The sequence below is a fragment of the Nonomuraea sp. KM90 genome (genome assembly GCF_052246675.1).
In the GTDB taxonomy this organism is placed as follows: Bacteria; Actinomycetota; Actinomycetes; order Streptosporangiales; family Streptosporangiaceae; genus Nonomuraea.
In genome coordinates this window covers 20,656-46,335 of record NZ_JBQQCB010000076.1, presented here as the reverse complement: position 1 = coordinate 46,335, position 25,680 = coordinate 20,656, and the positions used below count along the sequence as shown (strand labels likewise).

The 25,680-nt window shown below is 70.7% G+C and carries 17 protein-coding genes and 1 pseudogene; 6 read left to right on the top strand and 12 right to left on the bottom strand.

From position 1 onward, the window contains the following. Positions 1-79: 79 nt before the first annotated feature. The 3 genes from ACTWPW_RS43425 to ACTWPW_RS43415 are packed head-to-tail and all read right to left on the bottom strand — an operon-like array spanning position 80 to position 3,197. A complete protein-coding gene (locus tag ACTWPW_RS43425) occupies positions 80-904 on the bottom strand; it encodes a carbohydrate ABC transporter permease (protein WP_443172145.1) in 825 nt (274 codons plus the stop codon). After that, a complete protein-coding gene (locus ACTWPW_RS43420) occupies positions 901-1,830 on the bottom strand; it encodes a carbohydrate ABC transporter permease (RefSeq protein WP_375114209.1) in 930 nt (309 codons plus the stop codon). The genes ACTWPW_RS43425 and ACTWPW_RS43420 overlap by 4 nt, the downstream gene beginning before the upstream one ends. Before the next feature lie 5 nt (positions 1,831-1,835). After that, positions 1,836-3,197: an ABC transporter substrate-binding protein gene (locus ACTWPW_RS43415; RefSeq protein ID WP_443172144.1), complete on the bottom strand. Its 1,362-nt coding sequence runs from the start codon at positions 3,195-3,197 to the stop codon at positions 1,836-1,838. Positions 3,198-3,344: 147 nt separating this feature from the next. Here ACTWPW_RS43415 and ACTWPW_RS43410 point away from each other — a divergent pair, with 147 nt between their 5' ends. Then, entirely contained in the window at positions 3,345-4,415 is a 1,071-nt protein-coding gene (locus ACTWPW_RS43410) for a LacI family DNA-binding transcriptional regulator (protein WP_375114211.1), read from the top strand. Positions 4,416-4,792: 377 nt separating this feature from the next. On the opposite strand, the gene ACTWPW_RS43405 is transcribed toward ACTWPW_RS43410, so the two are convergent. Further along, positions 4,793-5,443 (bottom strand): dihydrofolate reductase family protein, encoded by a 651-nt coding sequence (locus ACTWPW_RS43405; RefSeq protein WP_375114212.1) that lies wholly within the window; start codon positions 5,441-5,443, stop codon positions 4,793-4,795. A 182-nt stretch (positions 5,444-5,625) separates the two neighbouring features. Between ACTWPW_RS43405 and ACTWPW_RS43400 the strand changes: the two genes are divergently transcribed. From ACTWPW_RS43400 to ACTWPW_RS43385, 4 genes are all read left to right on the top strand, one after another. Continuing rightward, positions 5,626-6,345 (top strand): TetR/AcrR family transcriptional regulator, encoded by a 720-nt coding sequence (locus ACTWPW_RS43400; RefSeq protein WP_375114213.1) that lies wholly within the window; start codon positions 5,626-5,628, stop codon positions 6,343-6,345. 151 nt (positions 6,346-6,496) lie between these two features. Then, positions 6,497-7,030, top strand: a complete 534-nt coding sequence (locus ACTWPW_RS43395) for a PadR family transcriptional regulator (RefSeq protein ID WP_375114214.1) — start codon at positions 6,497-6,499, stop codon at positions 7,028-7,030. Beyond that, positions 7,027-7,767, top strand: a complete 741-nt coding sequence (locus ACTWPW_RS43390; RefSeq protein WP_443172143.1) for an ABC transporter ATP-binding protein — start codon at positions 7,027-7,029, stop codon at positions 7,765-7,767. The genes ACTWPW_RS43395 and ACTWPW_RS43390 overlap by 4 nt, the downstream gene beginning before the upstream one ends. A gap of 17 nt (positions 7,768-7,784) precedes the next feature. Further along, entirely contained in the window at positions 7,785-9,563 is a 1,779-nt protein-coding gene (locus tag ACTWPW_RS43385) for an FtsX-like permease family protein (RefSeq protein ID WP_443172142.1), read from the top strand. Between the two features lie 393 nt (positions 9,564-9,956). On the opposite strand, the gene ACTWPW_RS43380 is transcribed toward ACTWPW_RS43385, so the two are convergent. From ACTWPW_RS43380 to ACTWPW_RS43365, 4 genes and pseudogenes are all read right to left on the bottom strand, one after another. Further along, positions 9,957-10,799 (bottom strand): ROK family protein, encoded by an 843-nt coding sequence (locus tag ACTWPW_RS43380; RefSeq protein ID WP_443172141.1) that lies wholly within the window; start codon positions 10,797-10,799, stop codon positions 9,957-9,959. 199 nt (positions 10,800-10,998) lie between these two features. After that, a pseudogene (locus ACTWPW_RS43375) lies at positions 10,999-11,049 on the bottom strand (hypothetical protein); the annotation flags it as partial. A 117-nt stretch (positions 11,050-11,166) separates the two neighbouring features. After that, positions 11,167-12,660 (bottom strand): glycoside hydrolase family 36 protein, encoded by a 1,494-nt coding sequence (locus tag ACTWPW_RS43370; protein ID WP_443172140.1) that lies wholly within the window; start codon positions 12,658-12,660, stop codon positions 11,167-11,169. A gap of 78 nt (positions 12,661-12,738) precedes the next feature. Then, positions 12,739-14,109, bottom strand: a complete 1,371-nt coding sequence (locus tag ACTWPW_RS43365) for an ABC transporter substrate-binding protein (RefSeq protein ID WP_443172139.1) — start codon at positions 14,107-14,109, stop codon at positions 12,739-12,741. A gap of 145 nt (positions 14,110-14,254) precedes the next feature. Between ACTWPW_RS43365 and ACTWPW_RS43360 the strand changes: the two genes are divergently transcribed. After that, positions 14,255-15,658 (top strand): DUF4832 domain-containing protein, encoded by a 1,404-nt coding sequence (locus ACTWPW_RS43360; protein WP_443172138.1) that lies wholly within the window; start codon positions 14,255-14,257, stop codon positions 15,656-15,658. 43 nt (positions 15,659-15,701) lie between these two features. On the opposite strand, the gene ACTWPW_RS43355 is transcribed toward ACTWPW_RS43360, so the two are convergent. From ACTWPW_RS43355 to ACTWPW_RS43340, 4 genes are all read right to left on the bottom strand, one after another. Beyond that, complete coding sequence (locus tag ACTWPW_RS43355; RefSeq protein WP_443172137.1) at positions 15,702-16,571, bottom strand: carbohydrate ABC transporter permease; 870 nt, start codon at positions 16,569-16,571, stop codon at positions 15,702-15,704. Between the two features lie 23 nt (positions 16,572-16,594). Continuing rightward, positions 16,595-17,554 (bottom strand): carbohydrate ABC transporter permease, encoded by a 960-nt coding sequence (locus tag ACTWPW_RS43350; protein ID WP_443172136.1) that lies wholly within the window; start codon positions 17,552-17,554, stop codon positions 16,595-16,597. Positions 17,555-17,927: 373 nt separating this feature from the next. Further along, the gene (locus ACTWPW_RS43345; RefSeq protein ID WP_443172135.1) at positions 17,928-23,987 is read right to left on the bottom strand and encodes an RHS repeat domain-containing protein; all 6,060 of its coding nucleotides are present in this window, start codon (positions 23,985-23,987) and stop codon (positions 17,928-17,930) included. A gap of 608 nt (positions 23,988-24,595) precedes the next feature. Next, the gene (locus tag ACTWPW_RS43340) at positions 24,596-25,645 is read right to left on the bottom strand and encodes a LacI family DNA-binding transcriptional regulator (RefSeq protein WP_443172134.1); all 1,050 of its coding nucleotides are present in this window, start codon (positions 25,643-25,645) and stop codon (positions 24,596-24,598) included. Between the last annotated feature and the right edge of the window lie 35 nt (positions 25,646-25,680).

Here is a 25,680-nt window from a genome sequence, read left to right as displayed (position 1 = left end):
CCATGAACGACCTCTGCTTTCACTCGTGGGGTGGGATGTGCGGGTTCCACCGGCCCTGGTGGGGCCGGGCGCGGTGCCGTCAGCCCTTCAGGGAGCCCTGGAGCAGGGCCTTGACGAAGTGCCGCTGGAAGATGAGGAAGATCGCCAGGGTGGGTGTCAGGATGAGCAGCGATCCGGCGCACAGCAGCGGGATGTCGGTTCCCCACTGGCCCTGGAAGGCGCCCAGCGCGCCGGACATCGTGCGCTTGGCCGGATCGTCGACGAGGACGATGGCCAGCAGGAACTGGTTCCAGGTCCACAGGAACAGCAGGATGCCCAGGGACGAGATCGCCGGCATGGCCAGGGGGACGTGGATGCGCCGGAACAGCTGCCACACGTTGGCGCCGTCCATCCGCGCGCTTTCGGACAGCTCCGCGGGCATGTTGACGAAGTGCGCGCGCATCCAGAAGACCGAGAACGGCATGAACAGGCCGATGAGCGGCAGGATGATCGCCCAGCGCGTGTTCAGCAGTCCCATGTCCCGCATCTGGTAGTACAGCGGCGTGATGATGCCCTCGAAGGGCAGCGTCAGGCCGAGCACGAACAGCAGGAAGACCACGCGCCCGCCGATCACGTGCAGGTGGCCGACGGCGAAGCCGGCCATCGTGCCCAGCAGGATCGAGATCGGCACCACGCCCAGCACGATGAGGACGCTCGACTTCAGCAGCTCGCCCATGTTCGCGGCCTCGAAGGCCCGCAGGAAGTTGCCCCACTGCGGGTCGCGGGGCCAGGCGAGTCCGGCCGGGTAGGTGCCGGAGGGGTGCAGGGCGGTGACGAACAGGCTGAGGAACGGCAGGAGCGTGACCGCCATCATGACGACGAGCAGCAGCCTGCCGGTCCAGGCCTCCCGCCACGCGAGGATCATCGGTTGCCGTCCTTTGCGAACCACTGGATGGGAAGGGCGCAGGCGATCACGAGGAGCATGAGGACCATGGCCAGGGCCGAGGCCGTCCCCACCTCGCGTTCGGAGAAGGCCAGGTAGAAGATCTGCAGGCCGGGCACCATGGTCGTGTTGCCGGGACCGCCCTGGGTGGAGATGTAGATGATGTCGAAGCTCGCCAGGGCCGCGATCACGGTCACGGTGACGCAGACCGCGATCTCCTGGCGCAGGCTGGGCACCGTGATGGAGACGAACTCCCGCCACGGCCCGGCACCGTCCAGCCGGGCGGCCTCGTACAGCGCCGGGTCGATCTTGCTCATGCCGGCCAGGAGCAGCAGCGTGCACAGGCCGAGCAGCACCCACGCGCCGATCATGCCGACCGCCGGCAGGGCGGTGGCGAAGTCGCCCAGCCAGGCCCGGGTGACCCCGCCGAGGCCGATGAGCGAGAGGAGCTGGTTGATCACTCCGGTGGAGGCCAGCAGCCAGCTCCACGCGATGCCGGCCGCCACAAGCGGGATCACCTGCGGCAGGAAGAGCACGGTACGGGCCACGAGGGCGAGCCGGCTCTGGGCGATGCGCCTGATGGTGGCGGCGATCGCCAGGCCGAGCACGACCGGGATCGCGCTGAAGAAGACGATCAGCTGGAAGGCGTTGACCAGCGAGTCGAACAGGTCGGGGTCGGTGAAGACCCTGCCGTAGTTGGCCGCCCCCACCCACGTGGACGGCCCGATGCCGTCCCACTCGTACAGCGAGTACTGGAACGTCAAGGCGATCGGGCGCAGCACGAAGACCGCGTAGAAGGCGAGCGCCGGGATGATGAACAGCCAGCCGACCAAGCCACGGGTGCCGCGCAGCTTGGTGGTGGCCGGCCGACGGTGCGCGGACCGGGCGGCGGCGGACCGGGGCGTCAACTCGTTCAGTTCCCTTCGAGCTGACCGGCGTAGTCGGCCTGGACCGCCTTCAGCAGCCCCTGCGGGGTCTGCTCTCCGGCCACCAGCTTCTGCAGGTTCGGGGTCCAGCTCTTGGCGTAGATGGCGCCGGTGGCGTTGGCGATGAAGTCCATCGCACCGTTGTCCTCGGCGATGTCCGCCCCGGCGGCCAGCGTGCTCGCGGTGACCTTGTCGGAGGCGACGGCCGGCATGTACGCGTCGGCCGGCCCCATCGGGCGCGATCCGCCGACCTCGACGCCGATCTCGCGGGCCCGCTGGTCGGTGGCCACCCAGTTGAGGAAGAAGGCGGCGCAGTCGGCGTTCTTGGCGTTCGCGGCGATCCCGAAGGTGAGGGGCGCCGACATGGCGGCCAGCTTGCCGCCCTGCTGGGCGGGCGGCATCAGCGTGAAGCCGACGTTGCCCGGCATCTGCTTGTCGAGGTTGCCCGACTCCCAGTCGCCGTTGAACATGAACAGGCCCTGGCCGTCGATGAAGCGGCTCATCATCGTCGCGTAGTCGACCGCGTTCACGTCCTTCTGGAAGTAACCCGCCTTGATCCACTTCTCCAGGTGCTGGGCGGCCTGCAGGTTCGACGGGGTGTCGATGGTGGCGCCGGGCTTCTGGAAGATCCAGTCGTTGATTGGTCCGGCCGGGCCGTAGGAGGCCATGAGGTTCTGCAGCGGGAACGCCAGCCCACCGGTGGCTCCGCCGTTGAACTGCACGATCGGCGTGATGCCCGCGCTCTTGGCCTTGGACAGCGCGGCGTCGAGCTCCGCCAGCGTGGCTGGCGGCGTGGACATCCCGATCTGGGTGGCGAGCTTCTTGTTGTAGAAGACGCCGGTCATGCTGAAGTTGAGGCCCAGGGCGTACAGGGAGCCCTGGCCGCGCGGCCGTCCGCCGGGGCCCAGGCGGAGCTGTTCGAGCTGGGAGGCCGGCCACTTGTCCCAGCCGAAGGCCTGGGCGTAGCCGTCGAGATTCTTCAGCAGGTTGTCCTTGACCAGCTCGGAGACCTGGGGCAGGCGCATCAGGTCGGGCGGGTTGTCCGCCAGGACGCGCGGGGCGTTCTGCGTGATGACCGCGAACTGGTCCTCGCGGATGTTCCAGGTGACGTTCGGGTGCTGCTTGGTGAACTCGGTCGTCAGCGCCTTGGGCAGCGGGAAGCCGGTCTCGAAGTAGCCGTTCATCGTGATCTGCGCCGTGCCGCAGGCGGGCGCGGCGGACTGCGGCACGGCGCTGGTGGCCGCGGGCTGCGGACTGTTGCCGCCGGGTGCCGCGCAGGCGGCGGCCAGCGTCCCCATGGCGATCACAAGCGCGGCCCCGGACCTGCCGGGGCGGACTCGACGAGCCATGTGCATCTCCTCTGCTGCCTGGGACAATCGGCACCGGGCTGATGTCCCGACTCCGTTGCTAAATCGGGTTAGCGCCCGATAGTCTCACCACGCGCGTCGTACGATGTCAACCCCCCGTAACGCACTCTTGACGATCGGAGGTTCTGGGTGAGCCCACGACGGGTCACGCTGGCCGATGTGGCCAAAGCCGCGGGCGTCTCCCGCACGACCGCCTCACTGGTGCTGTCGGGCCGCGGGCGCGAGTTGCGGATCTCTCAAGACGTCGAGCAGCGTGTCGTGCGGGCCGCCGACGAGTTGCAGTACCGGCCCAACATCGTCTCCGTGGGCCTGCGTACGGGCACATCCCGGACGATCGGCTTCATCTCCGACACAGTCGCCACCTCACGGCTGGCCGGCGACATGATCAAGGGTGCGCTCGAGGCCGCCCGCGAGCGTGGCTTCATGCTGTTCATCGGCGAGACGGAGGGGGACGCCGAGCTCGAGCGCCTGCTGCTGCAGGCCATGCACGACCGCCAGGTGGACGGGCTGATTCTGGCCTCGATGTTCACCCGGACCATCAAGGTGCCCAAGTCGATCACGGCCGCCCCCGCCGTGCTGCTCAACGCGCTGCCCGAACAGCCCACTCCCCTGCCGGCCATCCTCCCTGACGAGGTCGAGGCCGGCCGCCGCGCGGCCCGTGTCCTGCTCGACGCCGGCCACCGCGACGGCATCCACCTGATCGGCGCCGGCCCCGGCATCCGCGACGTTCCCCCGGAAAGCGTCGCGGCGGTGGAACGGCTCGTCGGCATCCGGGAGGCGCTCGGCGAGGCGGGCGTCAAGGTGGCGGGCGGTCGTACCTGCCCCGACTGGCAGCCGGAACACGGCTTCACCGCGACGCGGGAACTCCTGGAGACCGCGCGTCCACGGGCGCTGATCTGCTTCAACGACCGCATCGCGATGGGCGCCTACCAGGCGCTCGACGATGCCGGGCTCAAGGTTCCGGACGACGTGTCCGTCGTCTCCTTCGACGACCACCCCATCGCCTCGTGGATCCGGCCGCGGCTGACGACCGTGGCGCTGCCGCACTACGAGCTCGGCCGCAAGGCCGTCGACGTGCTGTTCACCGAGATCGACAACGACGCCACGGACCCTGATCGACCGGGCGAGGTGCACCGGGTCCCCATGCCCCTGCGCAGCCGCGAGTCCATCGCGTCACCGTCTGCCGCGCGATCCGGCTGAACGCCGCCGCGGGCCGCCGCGGCCATCCCGTCTCCGGGCAGCCGGCCGGAAGCCTGACCGGAGCGGCCGGCCTCACCGCGACCCCCGGCGTCTACAAGGGCTTCGACGGCTCCGGCACCCGGTTCAGCTCGGCGGCCACCTGGACGGCGCGCCTGCCCGCCGGATCGTACGAGGTGGCCGTCTGGTTCCCCGCGCACACGGCCGGCACCGGGCAGGCGACCCGCCGGGCCGGCGGCCTCGCCTCGTCGATGAAGGTCCGCGGGCGGTCAGGCCGCGCAGGGTCTTCAGCGCGGCGCTCCGGGCGATGGCCTGGTCCGGCAGGGTGGTGGCGAGGCCCTGGAGCCCTGCCGGCCGCCCGGGTTCTCGGCCGAGGCGGTTCAGACACCCGCACGGGTGAACGTCACATGCGTGACTCCGCTGGCGGAGGAGATGGACTCGACCTCGTAGTCCTTCTCCAGGCCCTCCAGTCCGTCCCAGAGGCGTACGCCTCGGCCGAGCAGGATCGGGACCACCACCGTGTGCAGGTGGTCGATGAGCCCGGCGGCAAGGAAGTCGCGGATCACGGTGGGGCCCCCGCCGATGCGTACGTCCAGGCCGTCCGCAGCCTTGCGGGCCGCCTCGAGCGCCTCGGCAGGCGAGGCGTCGATGAAGTGGAAGGTCGTGCCGCCCTCCATCTCGATGGACGGGCGCACGTGATGGGTGAGGACGAAGACCGGCGTGTGGAACGGCGGGTTGGGACCCCACGCGCCCTTCCACTCCGGGTCCTCGTGCCACCCGGGATGGCCGAACTTCCCGGCACCCATGATCTCGGCGCCGATTCCCGCACTGTGCTGGTGGACGAAGGCGTCGTCGACTCCGCCGGTGCCACCGGACTGGCCGTCCCTCTTGTGCCGCCACCACCGGGTGGCGAACATCCACTCGTGCAGCCTTTGCCCGGCGTGACCGAAATGTGCGTCGTGGCTCTGACCCTCACCGGTGCCGAAGCCGTCGAGTGAGATGGAGAAGTTGTGGACGCGGGCGAGTGACATGACTGATGCCCCTTCGGTGATCGGGGTCGGTTGTCGTCGGCGGTCCGGAAACGAAGGTCGGGTCGCGGCATTCTGTCATCGCCGCCCCAGATTCTGCTCCCACGCTCCGGGGAGTAACTGTGTCTCTAGGACACTGTGTATCATAGATACAGTTTTGGGGAGATGACAAGTGGGAGGGCGCGATGTCGGCCAACGAGGATCCGAGGGCAGTGGCCGAACTGCTGTGGGGCCAGCGGAAACCGCGTAGCAGAGGCCCCAGGCCCGCCTTCGACGTCGCCCAGGTGGCCGACATCGCCGTGAAGGTCGCCGACACCGAAGGGCTGGAGGCCGTCTCCATGCAGCGGGTGGCCGCCGAGCTCGGTCTCACCAAGATGGCCCTGTACCGCTACGTCAACGGCAAGTCAGAGCTGATAGCCGTCATGATCGAGGCGGCGGTCGGCACACCCCCCGACTTGGGCGGGGTGACCGGCTGGCGGGCCAGGCTGGAAGAGTACGCGCGCCAGTTGTCCGCCGCCTGGCGGCGCCACCCCTGGCTGCCGTCGGTCACCGTGGGCGACCGCGTCATGGGCCCACGCGAGACCGGCTGGCCGGAAAGCGCCCTCAGCGCCCTGGCCGACACCCCCCTGACCGAACGCGAACGGCTGGAGGCGGTCATGCTGGTGTCCAACCACATCCGCGCCACCCACGCGGCCGCCACTCCCGGCACTCAGACCTGGACGGGCGGCAGTGCCACCTCGATCATGCGCGACCTGCTCCTCCTCAACGCCGACCGTTTCCCGCTGCTGGCCACCACCCAGGCCGCCCCCTCGGCCACCACGACGCAGGAGTTCGGCCTGCGCGCCATCCTCGACGGCCTGGAACACGCCGTCACCCGGCACACCCGGAACAGTGCCGATGTCTGAGCCATCGCGAGGACAGGTCACGGTCAGGCGAGCGTCCGGGCAGGACCAGGAGCCCGGCTGACGGCGGGCCGGTCAGGACATCGCCAGATGTACCGTTTTGACACCTCCCACGGATAACCGCTATCTATTGGCCAACCGTTAGGGGGCAGGAGTGCAGGACGCAGTGCTGGCGATGCTCGCCAAGGAGCCGTCGCACGGGTACCAGTTGCACGCTCGGCTGCGGCGCAGCCTAGGCCCGCTGGGTGAGTCGATGAACCGCGGTCAGATCTATGTGACGTTGGCCCGGTTGGAGCGAGCGGGGCTCGTGGTCTGCGAGCGGGCGGACGGCCTGCCCGAGCGGCCGGAGCGCAAGGTCTATGCGCTGACGCCGGCCGGGCAGCAGCGGGTGGCGGCCTGGCTGGCCGAGGTGGGCTGGCCGAAACCGGACCTGGCGGAGTTCCATCTCAAGCTCGCCGCCGCCGCGGCGGCCCGGCTGGCCGACCCGGTGGAGCTGGTGGCGGCGCAGCGCCGTGAGCTGCTGCGCCGCTTGCGTGAGGCGCAGCAGGCGGCACTGGCCGAGCCGGCGGGGTCGGGCGCCGGCCTGCTGCTGGAAGGGGTCGCGCTGCGGTTGCGAGCGGACCTGCGCTGGCTGGATGCCTGCGAGCGGGCCTGGTCCAAGGTCGATGACGAAGTTGAGGGTGGATGAACGTGTCGAGTGCCGCGGTCCGGGCCTGCGGCCTGGTGAAGACGCACGGTCAGGGGCAGAGCCGGGTCCGCGCGGTGGACGAGGTCGACCTGGAGGTGCCTCAGGGACAGATGCTGGCGGTGATGGGGCCCAGCGGCTGCGGGAAGTCCACTCTGCTGCACCTGCTGGGCGGCCTGGAGCGGGCCACCGGCGGGGAGGTGTGGGTGGCCGGGCGGCGCGTCGACACCCTGAGCGAGCGGGCCCTGGCGCGGTTGCGGCGCCGGTCGGTGGGGTTCGTCTTCCAGGCCTTCCATCTGGTGGAGGAGCTGTCGGCGGCGGAGAACGTGGAGCTGGCCGCGCTGCTGGCCGGGCGCTCGCGCCGCCAGGCCAGGCGGCGCGCGGGCCTGCTGCTGGAACGGGTCGGGCTCGCCAACCGGGCCCGGCATCTGCCGTCGCAGCTGTCCGGCGGTCAACGTCAGCGGGTCGCCATCGCCCGCGCGCTGGTCAACGAGCCGCTGGTCATCCTGGCCGACGAGCCGACCGGCAACCTCGACACCGCGGCCACCCTCGACGTGCTGAGGATCTTCGAGGAGCTGCGTTCCGCGGGGCAGACCTTCGTGATCGTCACGCATGACGAGCGGGTGGCGGCCACGGCGGATCGGCTGATCTCGATGCGCGACGGGATGTTCGTCGACGACACCCGGCTGGCCGGCGCCCACCCGCGCGGACTCGGCGGGCTGATCGGGCTGGAGGGCTGAACGTCATGGGCTCCATCGTGCTCGTCATACGTCTGGTGCTGGCTGACGTGCGGCGGCACCGGGTCCAGGCCGTGATGCTCCTGCTCGCCGTGACCGTGGCCACCGCCACGATGGCACTGGGCCTGTCCCTGCGCGGCGTGAGCGACGCGCTGTACGAGCAGACCCGCGCGGCCACCGCCGGGCCGGACGTGGTGGCGGTCTCCGGCGACACGGGCCCCGACGTGACCTCGGCCCTGGCCTCGCTGGCGAACGCTCCCGAAGTGGTCGCCCACCACGGCCCCTATCGCATCGTCTACGCCAACCTCACCACGCGCGGCTCCACGTCGTCCCCGGTGGTGGTGCACGGCTTCGCCGAGACGCCCGGCACGGTCAACCGGCCGCTGGTGACCTCGGGTCATTGGGTACGGCCCGGCGGCGCGGTGGTCGAACGGGGCTTCGCCACCGCGCTGGGCATCGGCGTCGGTGACCGCGTCACCATCGCCGGCCGGTCGTACCCCGTCGTCGGGATCGCCGTGACCGCGGCCACCTCCATCTACCCCTGGGCGGCGCAGATCGGCCCGGGCGGCGGCCCCAGCGACTACACCGGACTGGCCTGGATGACCGCATCAGACGCCCGGACGCTGGCGTCGTCCCAGGATCTCCCGGTGACCTCGGCCCTGGACCTCAAGCTGCGCGACCCCGCCGCCACCGACGCCTTCCGCGAAGCCCACCGCGGCGCCACCATCAGGATCAACTTCCACTCCTGGCAGTTCAAGGCCGAACAGGACATGGTCATCCTCAGGAACAGCCAGCCGATCCTGGTCATCGGTAGCTGGCTGCTCAGCTTCCTGGCCATCACCGGAGTGGCGGCGCTGGCCGCGGGCCGCGCCGTCGAGCAGACGCGCCGGGCAGGGCTGCTCAAGGCCGTCGGCGCCACCCCGGGCCTGATCGCCACCGTCCTGCTCACCGAGTACCTGGCGCTGGCGCTGGCCGGCGACGCGCTCGGGCTGCTGATCGCCCGCCTGACCGCGCCCGCCATCGCCAGCCCCACCGCCAGCCGGATCGGCGACGCCGCCGGGCTGACCGGCGCCACCGTCGCCGCGGCGACCGTGCTCGCCGTGGCGGTGGCGGTGCTGTCCACGCTGCGTCCCACGCTGCGGGCCGTACGTACGGCGACCGTCACGGCGCTGACCGCCACCGCGCACCAGCCCCGTCACCGGCCCTGGCTCACCGCGCTGTCCGCGCTGCTGCCCACGCCGCTTCTGCTCGGGCTGCGGCTGACCGCCCGCCGGCCGGGCCGCGCCGTACTGCAGGCGTGCTCCACCGCCACGACGGTGATCGCGATCATCGCCCTGCTGGCCCTCTACGCCCAGGCGGAGCGGGGCTACGGCCTGCACGGCTCCTCCGCCCTGCCCAACCTGCGGGGCGAGCTCGACCGCCGGCTGATGCTGGCCGTCACCATCCTGCTGATCGCACTCGCCGTCGTGAACACCATCACGTTCACCTGGACCACTGCCATGGAGGCCCGGGCGAACATGGCCATCGCGCGTACGCTCGGCGCCACCCCGGGGCAGATCTCCGCGGGGCTGTCCGCCGCCCAGCTGCTGCCCGCCCTGCCCGGCGCCATCGTCGGCATCCCCATGGGCATCGCCGTGTTCTGGCTTTTCAGCGCGAGGAACGCGACCGCACCGCCCTTCTCCTGGATGTGCGGCGCCGCGCTCGCGATCCTCCTGGCCACGGCGGTGCTCACCGCCCTGCCCGCACGCCTGGCGGCGCGCCGGCCGGTGGCGCAGGCCCTCAGCGCCGAGACAGCGTGATCGGCCCCGCCCAGCAGGCGTCGGCAGCGGTGGCGCCCAGCGGGCCGGGCCCCCACCACCCCGCGGAGACCTCATCCGGGTTCGTGAGCGACCTGCTGATCCGACTGCTGCGGCCGTCGGTGAGCGGCGCGCCGCCTACTGGACCTTCGCCGGGCTGTCGGCCTTCGCCACCTGGTCGCTGTGCATCGGCATCGCCTCGGCCACCGGCGGCGGCCTGCCTGCCGTGCCCGAGCTGTGGACCGGCGCGCCGGTCGTCGCCGGGCCGGCCGCCTGGCGCTCGGGGCGCTGTTCCGGCCCGACGCGGCCGCTGCCGAGCCGGTCGGGCCCGGCGCCGGGCGGGCATGATCCGAGCAGGAGGTCCAGGCCAGGTATCCGGCGATCGGGACGTGCGAGTCAGGCCTGGAGGGTGATCGGGGCGGGCATCCCGTCGGTGAACAGTCGCGCGTCGACCTGGTCCAGGGCGACGCGCAGCGCGCCGAGGGCGACGCTGTCCGCGCCGAGATTTGACGCCCGGATCTCGGGGACGCGCAGGCAGAGGCGGCCCAGCTCGCGCTCGAAGGGCTCGATGAGGAGGTCCGCGGAGCGGGAGTAGCCGCCGCCGAGGATGACGACCTGCGGATCGAGGGTCAGCACGAGGGCCGCGGCGCCCACCGCCAGGTCCTTGACGTAGCGGCGGAGCGCGGTGCGGGCGTGCTGGTCGCCCTCGCGGGCGCGTTCGAAGACCCAGGCGGCCTTGTCATTGGGGTGGATGTCCTCGGGCACCCCCGGGCAGTTCTCGATGTGGGAGGGGGCGGCGAGCCAGCGGACCGCCTTGAGGGCGCCGATCTCGCCGGCCGCTCCCCCGTACCCGCGCCGCAGGGTGCCGTCGAGGATGAGGCCCGCGCCGGTCCGCATGCCCGCCAGCAGGTAGACGATGTCGTCGGCGTCCTGCGCGGCGCCCTTCCACCGCTCGGCGACGGCGGCGAGCTTGCAGTCGTTCTCGACCAGGATCGGGCAGCTGAAGCGGGCCGAGAGGTGCTCGGCGGGTGAGACGCTCGCCCAGCCCGGCAGCGGGGTGAACAGCGTGGTGCGACCGGTGGCGTCGACCGGGCCGGTCACGCCGACCGTCACCGCCCAGATCTGGTCGGGCCGCATCCCGGCGTCCGACAGGCACTGGGTGATGGCGGCGTCGACGGCCCGGAGCCGCGCGGCGGGGTCGGCGTCGGGCTCGACCGGGAGCCGGTGGCTGTGCAGCACCTGCCTGCCCTTCGAGGTCGGCGAGCAGGACAAGGATCTTGTGGCCGCCGACGTCGACGCCGAGCACGTGCCCGGCGCCGGCGTTGAAGCGGTAGCGGCGGGCGGGGCGGCCGACGCTGCTGCCGTCGGGCTCGACGACCTGCACCCATCCGTCGGTGACCAGCCCGCGGACCACGACGTCGGTGCCGGGCCGGGACAGGCCGGTGCGGGTGGCGAGCTCGGTGACGGTGGCGGGTGGCTGACCCCGCATCGCCCGGACGATGCTGAGCGAGTTGATCTCGCGGAGTCTGCTGACGTCGGCTCCGGCCGCCTCGGGCACCCCAACCCCCCAATTATGCTTCGTTATAGCGTAATTCTAACGGCCCTGTCACGTGATCGGATACTGCTGTCCCGGGTCCAGCGCAGTGGCGAAATCGACGGCACGGCCGTCGATGGCGAAACTGTACCGGCCGGTCGGGACGATTTCCGGCTGCTCGGCCAGGTAGGCCGACAGGTGTTCGAGCTCGTCGGCGTTGAGCCACGACGGCGGGTCGGAGACGGCCTTGAAGCCGCAGATCGTGGCCAGGTCCTGCAGCCAGCCCTTCTGCGTCTCGGTGAGCAGGTTGAGCCGGCTGCGGAAGTACACGATGTCCGGGTCGACCTGGAGCAGGCGCGACTGCCACAGCCGGTGCAGCGTGTTCACGACGGCGTTGTAGGCCATGGCGTCCGAGGGGTCGTCGCTGGCGTAGTTGGTCCACAGCGGGGCGACGTCGGGGCCGCTGCGCAGCCCGTCGGCCAGCCCGAGCGAGGGCAGCAGCAGGGCGCCGCTGCCGAGCAGGTAGACCTCCGGGCCCGCGACGCGCCGGATCAGGGCGAGCGCGTCCCGGTAGGCCTGCTCGCGGGGCGCCCCGGAGTGCCGGACGCCGGGGACCGCGCCGGCGTTGACGAAGTCGAGCTTGAGGTAGGTGAAACCCCACTCGTGCACGACCCGGTGGATCATCCGGCTGAGATGCTCCTGGACGCCGGGGTGGGTGAGGTCCAGGGCCCAGTAGGAGGTGCCCCAGTTGTGCCCGGCGACGACCGGCTGCCCGTCGGCGTCCCGCAGCAGGAACTCGGGGTGCTCGTGGGCCGTCGCCGACGTGGGCAGCACGATGAACGGCGCCAGCCACAGGCCCGCCTTCATACCGGCGGCGCTGATCCGCTCGGTCAGGGCGCGCATGCCGGAGGGGAACTTGTGGTTGGGCTCCCAGTCACCGACGGCCAGCTCCCAGCCGTCGTCGATCTGGACGACGTCGAACGGGAGGCCCGCCAGCGCGGCGATGTCCTTGTTCAGCGCCTCCTCGCTGATGCCTTCGTAGTACGCGTACCAGGTGCACCACACGTTGCCGGCCTGCCGGTCGCTGCTGCCCAGCCGGGCCGCGAGCTGGTCGGTGTAGTGGGCGAAGACCTCCTGCTCGGGACCGTAGGCGAGGAACCAGGGGGCCCCGTCGTCCTCGCACCAGCCGGCCAGGGTGTCGTGGTCGGCGGCCAGGCGCGGGGTGCCCAGCCCGAGTGAGCCCAGCAGCAGCACCTGCCCGTCTGCGCCCTGCAGCGCGGCCACGGCCGAGGAGTGGTGGCGGGCCGGGTCGTCCCAGACCGTGTCGTCCGCGGTCAGGCGCCGCTGGGGGTCGGCGATCCGCAAGGGGGGCTCGCTGAGGCGGCGCCACCCGCACGGGCTCCAGGAGTTCTGGCCGTGCCGGTAGAACAGGGCGTCGGCGAGGCCGTGCAGGATCGCGACCCGGCCGGGCGGCAGGACGAGACCGCCGGCGACGGGCGTGGGGGGCTCGGAACCCGTGAGCTCGACCGCGAATTCACGACCGGCCAGGTCGACGAGCAGGGGCATGGTTCTCCTTCGAGCAGCAGTGCCCGTCCGGCGGAAGTGCGGCGCGGATCCCGCCGGACGGGGCAGAGGACGGAACGATCAGGCGAACAGGCTGTTGACCTGCTGGTTGGCCTTCTTCAGCGCCTCGGCGGGCTCGATCTGGCCGAGGATGACCGCCTGCAGGGCGTCCTGCACGATCTGGCTGATCTCGGTGCCGTGCTCGGTGATCGGCAGGAGGAACGTGCCGCCGGGGGTCTTGGTGTAGTCCACGTACACCTGCACGTCCCGGCCCTTGGCCTTGTGGGCGGCCAGCGCCTTCTCCGCCGAGGTCTTGATCGCGGGGAACACGACGGCGTTGCCGGCCACCACGTCCTGGCAGTCGGTCGAGCCGAGGTACTTCACCCACTTCCACGCGGCGTCCTTGTTCTCGGTGCCCGCCCAGATGGCGTCCGAGAGGCCGTTGATGGCGCTCTTGCGGGTCCCGACCGGCCCGACGGGCAGCGGCGCGAGCGCGAACTTCTGCTTGGCGCCGTCACCCAGGTACGTGTTGATGGTCCAGGAGCCGGCGATGGTGAGCGCGGCCTTCCCGGAGTTCATCACGGCGTCGATGCCGAGCGTCGACTGCTTGTCGAAGCGGGGCGCGTACCCCTTGTCGGTCAGTGCCTTGTACCAGCTGATGGTCTCGATCAGCTTGGGGTCGTCGTACTTGTACTGGGTGCCCCACGGGTTCTTGTCGAGGTAGGTGAAGCCGTTGGCGGCGGCCAGCTCGCCCCAGCCGTTCTGGCCCTGGGAGCCGTCGTTCCACTCCGGCTGGTACCCGTAGACCGCGACGTTGTCCTTGTCGAAGGCCGGGTCCAGGCCGTTGCGGCCCTTCTCGTCGACGGTGAGCTTGGCGATGATCTCCCCGAAGGTGCCGCCGTCGGTGGGGTTCCAGGTCAGGTCGGCCAGCTCCGCGGGCTTGACGCCGGCCTTGTCGAGCATCTCCGCGTTGTAGACGACCGCCTCGGTGTCCCAGTCCTTGGGCAGCCCGTACCGCTTGCCGTCCTTGGTCCACAGGTCGGCGAGCCCGTCCTGGTACTGGGTCAGGTCGACCTTGTCGGCGTCGACGTAGGGCTGGATGTCGAGGATCTGCTGGCTGGAGACGAACTGCGGGTAGTACGACACCTGGTTGGTCCACACGTCCGGGGCCTCGCCGGCCGCCAGCTGCGTGGTCAGGTTCTGCCAGTACTGCGCCCAGGCCGTCTGGGTGATCTTGATGGTGATGTTCGGGTTCGCCTTCTGGAAGGCGTCGGCGCAGGCCTGGTAGGAGGCCATCTGGTTGTCGTCCCACAGCCAGTAGTCGAGCGTGACCTTGCCGCCCCCGTCACCGCCCGCCGGCTCGCCCGTCTCGGAACCGCCGCACGCGGTGAGCGTGGTGCCCGCCAGCAGCGCGCACAGCAGCGCCGCTCCGACCCGCTTCCTATTGATCATCGAGGTGCCTCTTCCTGGGGGATGGGGCCGAGGGCCCGAGAAGTTCCCTCTTGCCTTGTTGGCTCTCTCGAATAATGATGTGGCTCATCGAAAATTTGTCAAGGCCAGCTCATAATGCCTTGGCAATCGTCACGTGGAGGCTTCGATGGTCCACTCTCCGACCGGCCGACCTGCCCGGATGGCGCTCGTCGCCCTCCTGGCCGCGGCCGTCACGGCGCTGCCCACCCCGAGCTCGGCCTCGGCCGCCCAGCCGGGCTGGCGGAACCTGGCGGCGGCGGAGGCCCCGGACGCCAACCCGCTGGAGGGCTTCATCCCCTACGCCGGCGCCTATACGACGTTCCCCCACTCGATGGAGTGGTTCTACCTACCGCTGAACGCGGTGATGACCGGTGCGCACCGGTTCGACTGGCGGGCGCTGGAGGAGCAGCTGGACGCCATCGCCGCCCGTGGCCACCAGGCGGCCTTCCGCTTCTACCTGGACTATCCGGGCAAGCCCAGCGGCATCCCGCAGTTCCTGCTCGACCAGAACCTGCTGACCCGGCCGTACGACGACTTCGGCAACAACGGGCAGAGCGTGTCGCCCGACTACGACGACCCGAATCTGACCGCCGCGCTCGATCGGTTCATCGCCGCGCTCGGCCGCCGCTACGACGGTGACCCGCGGATCGGGTTCGTCCAGCTCGGCCTGCTGGGCTTCTGGGGCGAGTGGCACACCTGGCCGCACAACGGGGACCCCGGCACGGAGAACTGGTTCGCGTCCCCGGCCGAGCAGCTCAGGGTGCTGGACGCCTACGACAAGGCGTTCGACCGGACCAGGCTCATGGTCCGCTACCCCGGTGCCGACAACAAGGAACACGACCTGGGCTACCACGACGACTCCTTCGCCTACTCCACCCTGCCGGGCCCCGGCTGGCACTTCATGGACCTGATGCGGCAGGCCGGCACCACCGACAAGTGGCGGACCAACACGGTCGCCGGCGAGCTGCGGCCCGAGCTCCAGGGCTGCCTGTTCAACACGCCGATGGACTGTCCCGGCGACGGGGACAAGGACTTCGCTACGAGCGTCGCCCAGACCCACGCCACCTGGCTGCTCAACCACTACGCCTTCAGCCCCGGGTACACCGGCGCCGCCTACGACCAGGCGCTGAAGGGCGCGAAGTCACTGGGTTACGAGCTCAGGGTCACCGCGGTGCGGACCGAGCAGCGGCGCGGCGGCCTCGACGTCGCCGTTCGGATCCGCAACGACGGCGTCGCCCCGTTCTCCTACGACTGGCCCGTCCAGGTGGCCGCGGTCGGCCGGGACGGGCGGATCGCCCGCACCTGGACGACGTCCTGGAAGCTGACCCGCGTCATGCCCGGCGAGCCGGCCGAGCTCACCGCCGCCCTGCCCTTCGACGGACCGGCCGACGGGTTGCGGAAGGGCGAGTACACGCTGGTCCTGCGGGCCGCCAACCCGCTGCAGAACGGCATGCCGCTGCGCTTCGCCAACGCCGGCCAGGACACGACCGTTCCCGGCTGGCTGACCCTCGGGCGGATCCGGGCCTCCTGACGTCACCACGAAAGGGGTGCGGCGCCGGCCGCACCCCGCTTCGTCACTTGATGCCGGAGAAGTTCATCGACTGCACCAGCCGCTTGCCCAGGAAGACGAGCAGGATGAGCACCGGGATGACGGACAGCACCGATCCGGCCATGAGCCCGGTCCAGTCCGGCCCCCGGTTCGGCGACTGCTGGAGGAACACGCCCAGCCCGACGGTGAGCACCCGGGTGTCCTCACCCTTGCCCACCAGCAGCGGCCACAGGTAGTCCTTCCAGCTCCACACGATCGTGGTGAGCCCGATGGTGATCAGCGGGCCGCGGCTCATGGGCAGGACGATCTTCCAGAACATCCCCCACCGGCTGATGCCCTCCAGCGTCGCGGCCTCCTCCACGTCCCGGGGGATGGACAGGAAGAACTGGCGCAGGAAGAACACCGCGAACGGCGTCATCAGCAGGCTGGGCAGGACCAGCCCCGGAAGGGTGTTCAGCAGGTCCAGCTGCTTGACCAGCACGAAGTTGGGCAGGATCGTGAAGATCGGCGGCACCATCAGCGCGGCGATGATGACGGCGAAGGCCAGGTCCCTGCCCGGGAAGCGCAGCCGGGCGAAGGCGTAGCCCGCCATGGCGCAGCAGAAGGTCTGCACGGCGGCGATCAGCCCGCTGTAGATGATCGAGTTCATCGTGTACAGCAGGAAGTTCAGCTGCGCGCCCGACCCGCCCGCGGCCCTGGCCGTCTCGGCGTCCACCAGACCCAGCACCCGCGCGAAGTTGATCAGCGTGGGGTTGTCCGGCCACAGCGCGGTCGAGTTGGTGTAGAGGTCGCCCGCCGGGGTCAGGGCCGTGCGGACCATCCAGTAGAAGGGGAAGACGGTGAGCACGACCGCGACGATGAGGGCGAGCCAGGCGGCCCTCCTGCCGACTCTCATTCCGGAGAACATCCGAAGGCTCCTTAACCCAGGTCCGAACGCGACGCGCGCAGCATCCGCAACTGCATGGTCGTCAGCACGCCGAGGATGACCACGAGGACCATCGCCAGGGCGGAGGCGTATCCCATGTCGAAGTAGGTGAACGCCCGCTGGTAGATGTAGTAGTAGATGACCCGGGCCTCCGGGATGGGCGGTTTGCCGCCGTACACGACCGCGACCGTGTCGAAGATCTGGAACGAGCCGATCAGCGACACCACCAGCACCAGCGCCAGGATCGGCCGCAGGAGCGGCAGCGTGATCGAGCGGAACATGCGCCATTCGCCCGCGCCGTCGATCGCCGCGCCCTCGTACAGGTGTGGCGGTATCTGCAGCATCCCCGCGTAGAGCAGCAGCGCGGTGTAGCCCGTGTAGGTCCAGGTGTTGACCAGAGCCACCAGGGGCATCGCCCAGTCCGGCGAGTTGAAGGAGAGGGTCGTGTCGAGCCCGGTCAGGCCGACGAGGTGGTTGACGAACCCGAGCTCGGGATCCAGCAGCCAGGCCCACAGCAGGCCGATCGTCACGTTCGGCACCAGCCAGGGCACCAGCAGCGTCGCGCGCAGGACGACCGACCGGGTCAGCCGGTGCATCAGCGCGGCCAGCCCGAGCGCGAGCAGCGTCTGCGAGACGATGTTCACGACCACGTAGTAGCCCGTGACCTTGAGCGCGTTCCAGAACTGCCCGTCGCTGACCAGTTGCCGGTAGTTGTCCGCGCCGACGTACTTCGGGTCGGCCAGCAGGCTGTAGTCCGTGAGCGAGTACCAGACGCCCCGGACCGTCGGGTAGGCGTAGAAGACCGCGAAACCGAAGATCACCGGCAGCAGGAACAACCACGCGACCCGGCGATCGTCCCGCCGTCGCCGCGGGCGGCCCTGGCGGCCCTGGCGGCCGAGAAACCCTTGACGCCGGTCGGTCCCGGCATCGAGTCGTGTCCCAACCGCTTGCATGGGCGCTCCCTGTCGACAGCCACTCGCCGGCGTTCCATGGGGCCGGTCGTCGGTAATAATGATGCGAGCTATCGATATTTTGTCAAGGCCTAATCATATCCGACACGACGCTGACCACCCACACCTACCCCTACGCCCCCACGCCGGTGGGGCGGCCGCTGAAGGGCTTCGCCCCCTACCTGTTCCCCGGCGACGACTACGGCGCCAAGTACCCGGGCGGCGGAGTTCGTCGCCGGCCTGCGCGATGACGGCACCCCCGTGGATCTCGTGGACTGAGCCGTACGGCAACGGAGCTCCCGCACCGGACGGTGGTCTTGTCGACACCGTCCGGGCGGGAGCTCCGCTCCTCATCACGCCTGGCCACCCGGCGTGGCTACCCCGGGGGCTCCAGCGGCCTGAGGACCTGCCAGAGGCGCCAGAGGATCGTCGGCGTCTTCGAGGACGGGGTGTCCGACGTGTACGGCTTGGAGGCCGGGCCGTGCCCGGTGCCCTGGTCAGCTATCGTTTCCGTGTATTTCCGGGCGCTCCCCTGGTGGGAGCCTGTGGGATGGACCCTCCCCAACTGCTCGTCGACCGAGCGTCTCTGCGCGTCGGTCAGCCCGCGCGACTGGCTCTGGCCGGTGTTCGGCGGGTTCCGCTGTGCCTTGGGCGGGGACTGCCGTTGGACCGCCCTGCGGCTGGTCGGACGGACGGCGGGCCGATGCCTGACCGTGCTCCGGGGCCTGCTCGCACGCCTGGTCACCGCCCTGCGCGCGGCCGCGGCCCGTCGCCTGGCCGCCGCCGCCCGGCGCGCTGCCGCCGCGGCCCGCCGCCTGGCCGCCGCGGCGGCCGCCCGCTGCCTGGCCAGCGCGGCCTTCTTCCTGGCCGCCTGCGCCGCCCTCTTCTTGGCGGCTTCCGCGGCTCTCTTCCTCGCCGCTTCAGCCGCCTTCTTCCTGGCCGCTTCGGCGGCCCTGCGCCTGGCCGCCTCCAGGGCCCGCCTCCTGGCCGCTTCCGCGGCCCTGCGCCGCGCCGCGGCGAGCGCCGCCCGCCTGGCGGCGGCCTGCGCGGCCCGCCTGGCCGCCGCCTGGGCCAGCTTCCTGGCGATGGCGCGCGCCGCGAGCCGCGCCGCGATGCCGACGACGAACCAGACCAGCTGACCGTCGGGGTCGCTCATGGTGACGGGGCTGTTGCTGGCGTAGGCGTAGGCGTTGAGCTGTTGCGGATCGCTCTCGTCGATGATCGGGTCGACCGACAGGAAGCGGCCGTTCGTGGCGTCGTACTCGCGGGCGCCGAGGTGGACGAGCCCGGTGGTCGCGTCCTTGGTGCCGCCGACGAAGCCGCGTTGTCCCGGCCACCAGGACGGTGGTGTCCCGCGGTCCTCGCCGAACGGGGTCTGCCGGCGGATGGCCACGTCTCCGGTGCCGGCGTTCACCATGGCCTGTGCGGTGCCCTGGTGGTCGTTGGCCATGAAGAAGACCTGGTTGTCCGGCGTGCGCACCGCGATGGCCTCGCCGCCGATGGTGTAGTAGCGGGTCTGCTCGACGGCGTCCTTGGCGTAGTCGAGGCGCAGCTCCATGTCGTCGATGTAGAGGGTGGCGTCGGTGGGGGTCTTGCGGAGCAACCGGTCGCCGTCGGCGTCGTAGAGGAACGAGGTCGTCTTGCCGGCCTCGGTCACCGACTCCAGGTTGCCCTCGGCGTCCCAGACCAGGCTCTGGTCGGAGGTGCCGACCTTGCGCCTGGTGGTGTTGCCCGCGGCGTCGTACTCGAACAGGTCCGACCCGACGGTCTGCAGCGCGTGCGGCTGCTTGCCGCCCGCCGCGGGATAGGTGAAGGTGCGGACGCTCCCCGCGGTGCCGCCCCAGGCGTGCTTGGTCTCCTGGGTACGGTTGCCGGTGACGTCATAGGCGTAGCTGACCGCGTACGGGGCCACGCCGCCGATCGTGCCGGACTGCGGGCTGCCACTGGCGCAGTCGTCGGTGGCCGTCCACGCCGAGGTCAGCCGGCGCAGATGGTCGTGCTGGAAGCACTGCGTGTCCTGGCCGGCCCTGTCGGCGATCTTGGTGACGTTGCCGGCCGCGTCGTAGGTGTAGTTGAGGTCCAGATCGCTGGCGGCGGCACCGGCCCGGTCCAGGCGCATGCTGCTCAGCCTGCGGGTGCCCTCGTCGTGGGTGTAGGTGAGCCAGGTCTTCCTGGTGCCCTCGCCCAGCTCGTACTGGAGGGTCTCGCCCAGCTTGGAGTAGCGGGCCGCGCTCACGTACGCCGACAGGCCGGTGACCTTGGTCGGCTGGCTGAGCCCGTCGTAGCTGTAGACGACCTGCTCCTCCGCCAGCCCGCCGGCGGCCGGGAAGCTGATCGACTGGACCTGGTCGTCGAGCGTGTAGCGGGTGTTGAGCTGGTAGGAGCCGGCCAGCTTGCCCTCCCGTGCCGGGATGGTCACGGTCTGGCGCAGGGTGCGGTACTCGGCGTCGATGGCGTTGATCTCGGCCGTGTACGCCTGGCCGTCCACGTACCGGATGCTGGCGTTGAGCTCTCCCTTGGCCAGCGCGTCGTACTTCCACTCGGCCAGCAGCGGGCCGCTCGCCGAGCCTTCGCGCATCTGCGTCTTGCGGCCCAGGGCGTCGTAGCCGTACCACAGGGTCTTGCCGCGCGAGTCGGTGGTGGTGACGATCTCGTCGGCGTCGTTGTACGTGGTGGTCGTGACGCCCTTGTCCGGGTCCTCCGTCCTGATCTCCCGGCCGCGCAGGTCGTAGTGGTGGCGCCAGACGTTGCCCGCCGGGTCGGTCACCGTGGACAGCCGGCCGGCGTGGTCGTAGGTGTACTTGGTGGAGTCGTACTCGCCGGTCGGGGTGGCGCCCTTGTACTGGCGCAGCTCGATCAGCCGGTCCTGCGCGTCACCGATCCGGGTCGTCGCCGTGCCGCCCGGCGGCGGGGTGACGTGGAGCCGGTCGCCCTCCTCCTTGGCCGTCACCCGGTACTTCTCCACGCCCTTCACCTTGAGGATCTCGGCGTTGACCTCCCCCGCGCCGTCGAACAACGACACGACCTGGTTGGGGACGGCGGAGTCGGCCACCGCCAGCAGGTCGGTGGACGGCGTGCCCGTGGCGAAGTAGCCGGTGTTGGCCTTGTACTCCTCGCCCTGGGAGTTGTGGAAGGTGTCGGTGATCGTGCGCCCGTCGCGTAGCGCCGGGTCCTGCGTCTGGTCGTCCGTGGGCGCGGGTTCCTGGGTCTGGCGCTCGCGCATCAGGCCGTCGTACAGCTCGTGGCTGGTGGTGTAGCCGCCGTCCGCGCGCAACGTCCTGGTGGTGACGACGCTGGGCCCGTCGGTACGCACCGTGTAGGAGAACTCGGTGCTGGGCGACTGCCCGGCCGCCTTGCTGCGGTCGGCCTGCCAGACCTTGATCAGGCGGCCGAGCGCGTCGTACTCCATGTCGACGCGGCGGTTGTTGGCGTCGATCTCGGCGATGGGCTCGCCCCAGGCCGGTTCGAGCTGGGTGCGCTCGACGTGGCCGAGCTGGTTCGTCTCCGTGGTCTCCGTCGCCGGGGCCCCGGCGGCCGGGCTGTAGGTGGTGACGGACTTGGTGCCGACCGGGTCCGTCTCGCTGGTCTCGCGGCCGTAGGCGTCGTAGGTGCGGGTGGTGCCGGTGATCGTCTGGCCGTCGGCCGAGACGAGCTCCTGGACCGTGGTCACGTCGCCCTTGGTCGGCGGCTGGCCGTTCGCCTGGCCGTCGTACTGGATCTTCTCGTCGGAGATCACCTCACCGGCGGCCAGCGTGGAGACCGCGGTGCCGCAGCCGGCGGCGACCGTCTGGACCCTGCTGGGGTAGTCGAGCATCCAGGAGGTGTCGTTGCGGGCGTAGCTGTAGCGGGTGCACTCGTCGTCTTCGGTGCTGGCCAGGTCGCCCTTCTCGTCCACCTGGAGCAGCAGGCCCTTGGCGTCGTACGAGCGGTCCTCGCCGGTACGCCGCCACCTGGCCCCGGGCAGCGCGGTGCGGGTGACCATGGACTTGGGCTGGACCACGTGCGCGGCCTTGGTGACGCCGCCCTGCGTGGACTCGGCCGTCTTGACCGACCACGGCTCCTGCGCGGTCGCGGTCAGGAGCGCCCCGCCGTCGCCGTCGAAGAGGATCTCCTCCCGCTCGAACCCGGCGAGCTGGTCGAGGTCGTCCAGCTTGACGCCTTCCGTGTCCTCGACCTGGGCCACCCGCCTGGTGCCGTCGGCCAGCCTGTCGCCGTGCATGCCGCGGAAGAACCGGAACTCCGTCAGCGTGCGCTTGCCGTCCTGCCCGTCGCCCTGGCGGACGCGGACCCGGCCGAAGCCGCGGTAGTCGGCCCAGGTGCGGTGCTCGGGCTTGACCAGGATGTTGTCGGCGTAGTGCCAGGCGGCGCCGTCGAGGTACTCGTAGTCGGTGACCACGTTCGGCGAGCCGGCGACCCGGTCGACCTCGATGGTCTGGGTGACCAGGTACTTGTGGAACCAGTCGGTGACCTCGGCCTCGTTCGGCGGGGCCCAGCGCTGCGGGAAGCAGCGCCTGGTGTTCTTGTCCGCCGTGGGGACGTCGCCCGGCTTGCAGTCGGCCGCCGAGTAGTTGATCCGCAGCTCGCCGCCGGACTCGTTGTTGATCGCCTGGACGCGCCACTTGACCAGCGGGGCGCGCCCTTCAAGGGCGTCCACCCGGTTGGGCAGCTGCACGCCGGTGAACTTCACCGGGGGCAGCGTGATCGTGCCGCCCACGTGACCGGTCTGCTGGACCGAGGCCAGCCACAGCGCCGGGCTCATGCCGTCACCCGAGGCGGGGAACTGGTGCGCCAGCGCCCACGAGTCCACCGGCTTGTACGCGCCGGCGCCGTTGCTGATCTGGGTGGTGACCTTGGCCAGGCGCTTGCGGGTGAAGAACGTCGGCGCCAGGCGGTCGGTGCACGTCACCCCCGCGGCGCAGATCTGGTCGAAGGGCACGTCCGGCCAGTGGCCGGCGGTCTCCTTCTTCAGCTGGTCGGCGGCGCAGGTGACGGTCCCGCTGGGCAGGCAGCGCTCGGCCACCTCGAACACCACCCGGGCCGCGGGCGCCTTGGTGAACAGCTCGCTCTTCAGGTAGCCGTAGTCGATCCGGGTCAGGTACGCGCCGCGCACGTACTGGGTGCCCAGCTCCGGCTTCATGTTGCGGCCGTAGTAGTTCGTCTCGCGCTCGTACCAGTAGGTGGTGGCGTTGCCGTGCGTGTCCACCTCGTAGTCGAGGTTCCACCGGTAGCCCTGCTGGCACCAGGCGTTGGCCGGGGTGCTGTTGTAGCAGGGTTCGCCGCTGTTGTTGCCGAACACCGGCACCGTCTGCACCGACCTGGTCTCCGCCTTGCCGGTGACCCAGCCGGGCAGCCGGTTCAGGCCGAAGGTGTACTGGGTGCCGTCCGGCGTGGTGACCCGCCAGTACTCGCCGTTGTTGTCCCCGTTCGTGGCGCCGGTCAGCGCCTCGATCCTGGTGCCGTCGTCCCGCTTGGGCCGCCACTGCTTGGTGGTGGCGTCCTTGACCAGCTCCACCGAGGAGTCGCCCAGGGACATGGTGGCGTTGTCCTGGTCCCAGCACAGGTCGCCGGTCTTCTTGCCGTCGATCATGCAGGACTTGTAGCGGCGCTCGATGTAGCCGCCCGGGTTGAGCTCGAAGCCCTCCCCCGCCCAGGACGCCTGGTTGTTGGTGGAGGCGGTGCGGCCGTCCACGCTCTGGGAGGAGTAGCCCAGCGACACGCCCGGCTCCTCACCGCCCAGCGCCGGAGGCGTGCGCATCTCGTAGCCCCAGGTGAAGTCGCCCGACTGAGTGCCCACACTCCAGTCGGACGAGGCCGCCAGCGAGGTGGCGGCATGGTCGCCCGACGGGCCGGACGCCGCCGCGGTCAGCGCGTACAGGCCGCCGGTCTCGACCTCGGCGCTCACCGTGCCGCTCGTGACGTCGTTGTCGCTCTTCACCGGCTGCGGCTGAGCGCAGCCGGCCGCGCCGGTGAGCGCGCACTCCTCCAGCTTCACCATGCGCAGCCGGGAGCCGTAGTCACCGCCGTAGGCGTACCGGAAGCCGGAGTAGTCCACCTCCACGCGGGTTTTGACCGGCTTGGCCGCGGCCGTCGCCGCCACCCCCTGCCCCGGCGTGACCCGCATCGCCAGGCCGAGCAGGTCGGTGTCGAGCAGCTCGACACCGATCGGGGCCGCCGCCTGGGCCGCCTTGGCCGTCCCCGGCGCCAGCCGCACCGGGAAGCCGGCCGCCAGGGTCCTGGCGGCGGCGCCGCCCAGCTCCGCCTTCTGCGGCTTGGGCCAGGTGACGCCCGGTGGCGCCTTCCACGCCTGCTTGCCGGCCGGATCCTCCAGCGGCGGCTTGACGGGCACCCTCGTGCCCGTCACCGGCGCCTCCTTCTGCACGGCCGGCGCCGAGCGCGGGGCCGCGTAGGCGGGCACGGCGTACGCCATCTCCACCATCAGGACGATCGAGAGAACAGGCGCCAGCCTGCGTGGCCAGCGCGATTCGGGCTTTGCCTCTTCCTTCGCGAAACGATTCCACGACGTGTCCGGGCGATCCGGCTCCTGTGGCGTTTCTCGAAGGCCGTTCCATCGGGATTCGGGCAGGTCTAACTCATCCGGCAGATCCATTAAGCTTCTCCAGGGGCTTACGGGGCGGCTGGCTGAGCGAGCCGTGCGGTGCTCAGCGTGCCAACGGAGGCGCGAAAACCCAGGGGGTCTCGCTGGGTGAGGAGACGATCTCGACGGTGCGACCAGCCCTTCCCTGCCACCGTGACGCGATCGACGTCCGGTACACGATCCGCCACTCGGCCGTTCTGAGCCGGGATCACGCCCTGGACTTCGGGCACCCGGGCATATCCGCGGTCTTCGATCGATGATCGAATCGTCGCCGCCGGGGAGTCGTTGGTCCAGACTTTTGCGCCTTCTGCTCAAATATTCTTCACGTGTACGGACATGCCGGAAATTTTCTGCCATCCGTGCCGGCACAGCCGAGGCGTTCGCCGCGTTTGTCGCTCCACTCGTCCGAGGACACGATCAATGCGATACGTATCGATCGTGTGTCGGGGCTATGGCACGTCCGTGAACAGGGTCGTCGTGGCGCGCCGCACCAGGTCCTCGGGCTCGACGAGCTCCAGGCGAGGTGGCCCGTCAGCGCCCTGGAGGCGTTCGAGGAGCAGGCGCATCGCCAATCTCGACACCGCGCGGGGCCGAGGTGAGACATTCGTGATCGGCCGGGCATACGACAGCGCGGTGACGTCGGTGCAGACGCCCACGAGCGACACGTCCCGCCCTGGTACGAGATCCCGCTCCCGCAGCAGCCGGGCCAGCCATTCGGTGACCCGCGGCGTACGCCCGATCAGGCCCAGCCGGTCGTCGCGGCGGGCGAGCAGCCGATCCGCGCAGGCGACGACTCCGTCCCAGGTGTTGGACCGGCGCGGGACGACGCTCAGCCCGATGCCGTGGCCGGCCGCGCGCTCGCGCGCCCCGGCGTAGAAGTCCTGCACGAACCGGTAGGGCTCGGGATCCTCCGAGGGCTCGCCCAGGACCGCGACGTGCCGGTGCCCGGTGGCGGCGAGCTCGTCCACGAGCAGCTCGGCCGAGCGCCGGGTGTCGAAGTCGACCACGTCGAGACCCCGCGGGTCCGTCGGGCGGCCGACGAGGACGACGGGCAGCCCCAGCTCGGCCGCCGCCGGGATCCGATCGTCGTACGTCTGGATGTCCATGAGGATGAAGGCGTCGCAGATCGAGCGGGCGGCCAGGCGGGTGAGGCCCGCCGGCCCTTCGCGCACGGTGCTCAGCACGACGTCGTAGTCGACCCGGCGCGCCTCCTCGATGATCGTGTCGATGTACGGCACCGTCTCCGACGCGTCGATCTGCGGTCCCAGGTACACGATCAGCGCGATCACGTTCGTCTTCGCCGTGCGCAGCGTCCGGGCGCCGGCGTTGGGCTGGTAGCGCAGCGCGCGCATGGCCTCTTCCACGCGCCGGCGCGTCTCGGCGGAGACGGCGCGGTTGCCGCTCATCACCGCGGAGACCGTGCTCTGCGCGACCCCCGCGAGCGCGGCCACATCCCGGCTGGTGGGGGCCGTCCGACCGCTGCCCGCTCCTCGTGCCATGACCCCATACAGTAGTCGACCCCCTCGCGACGGCG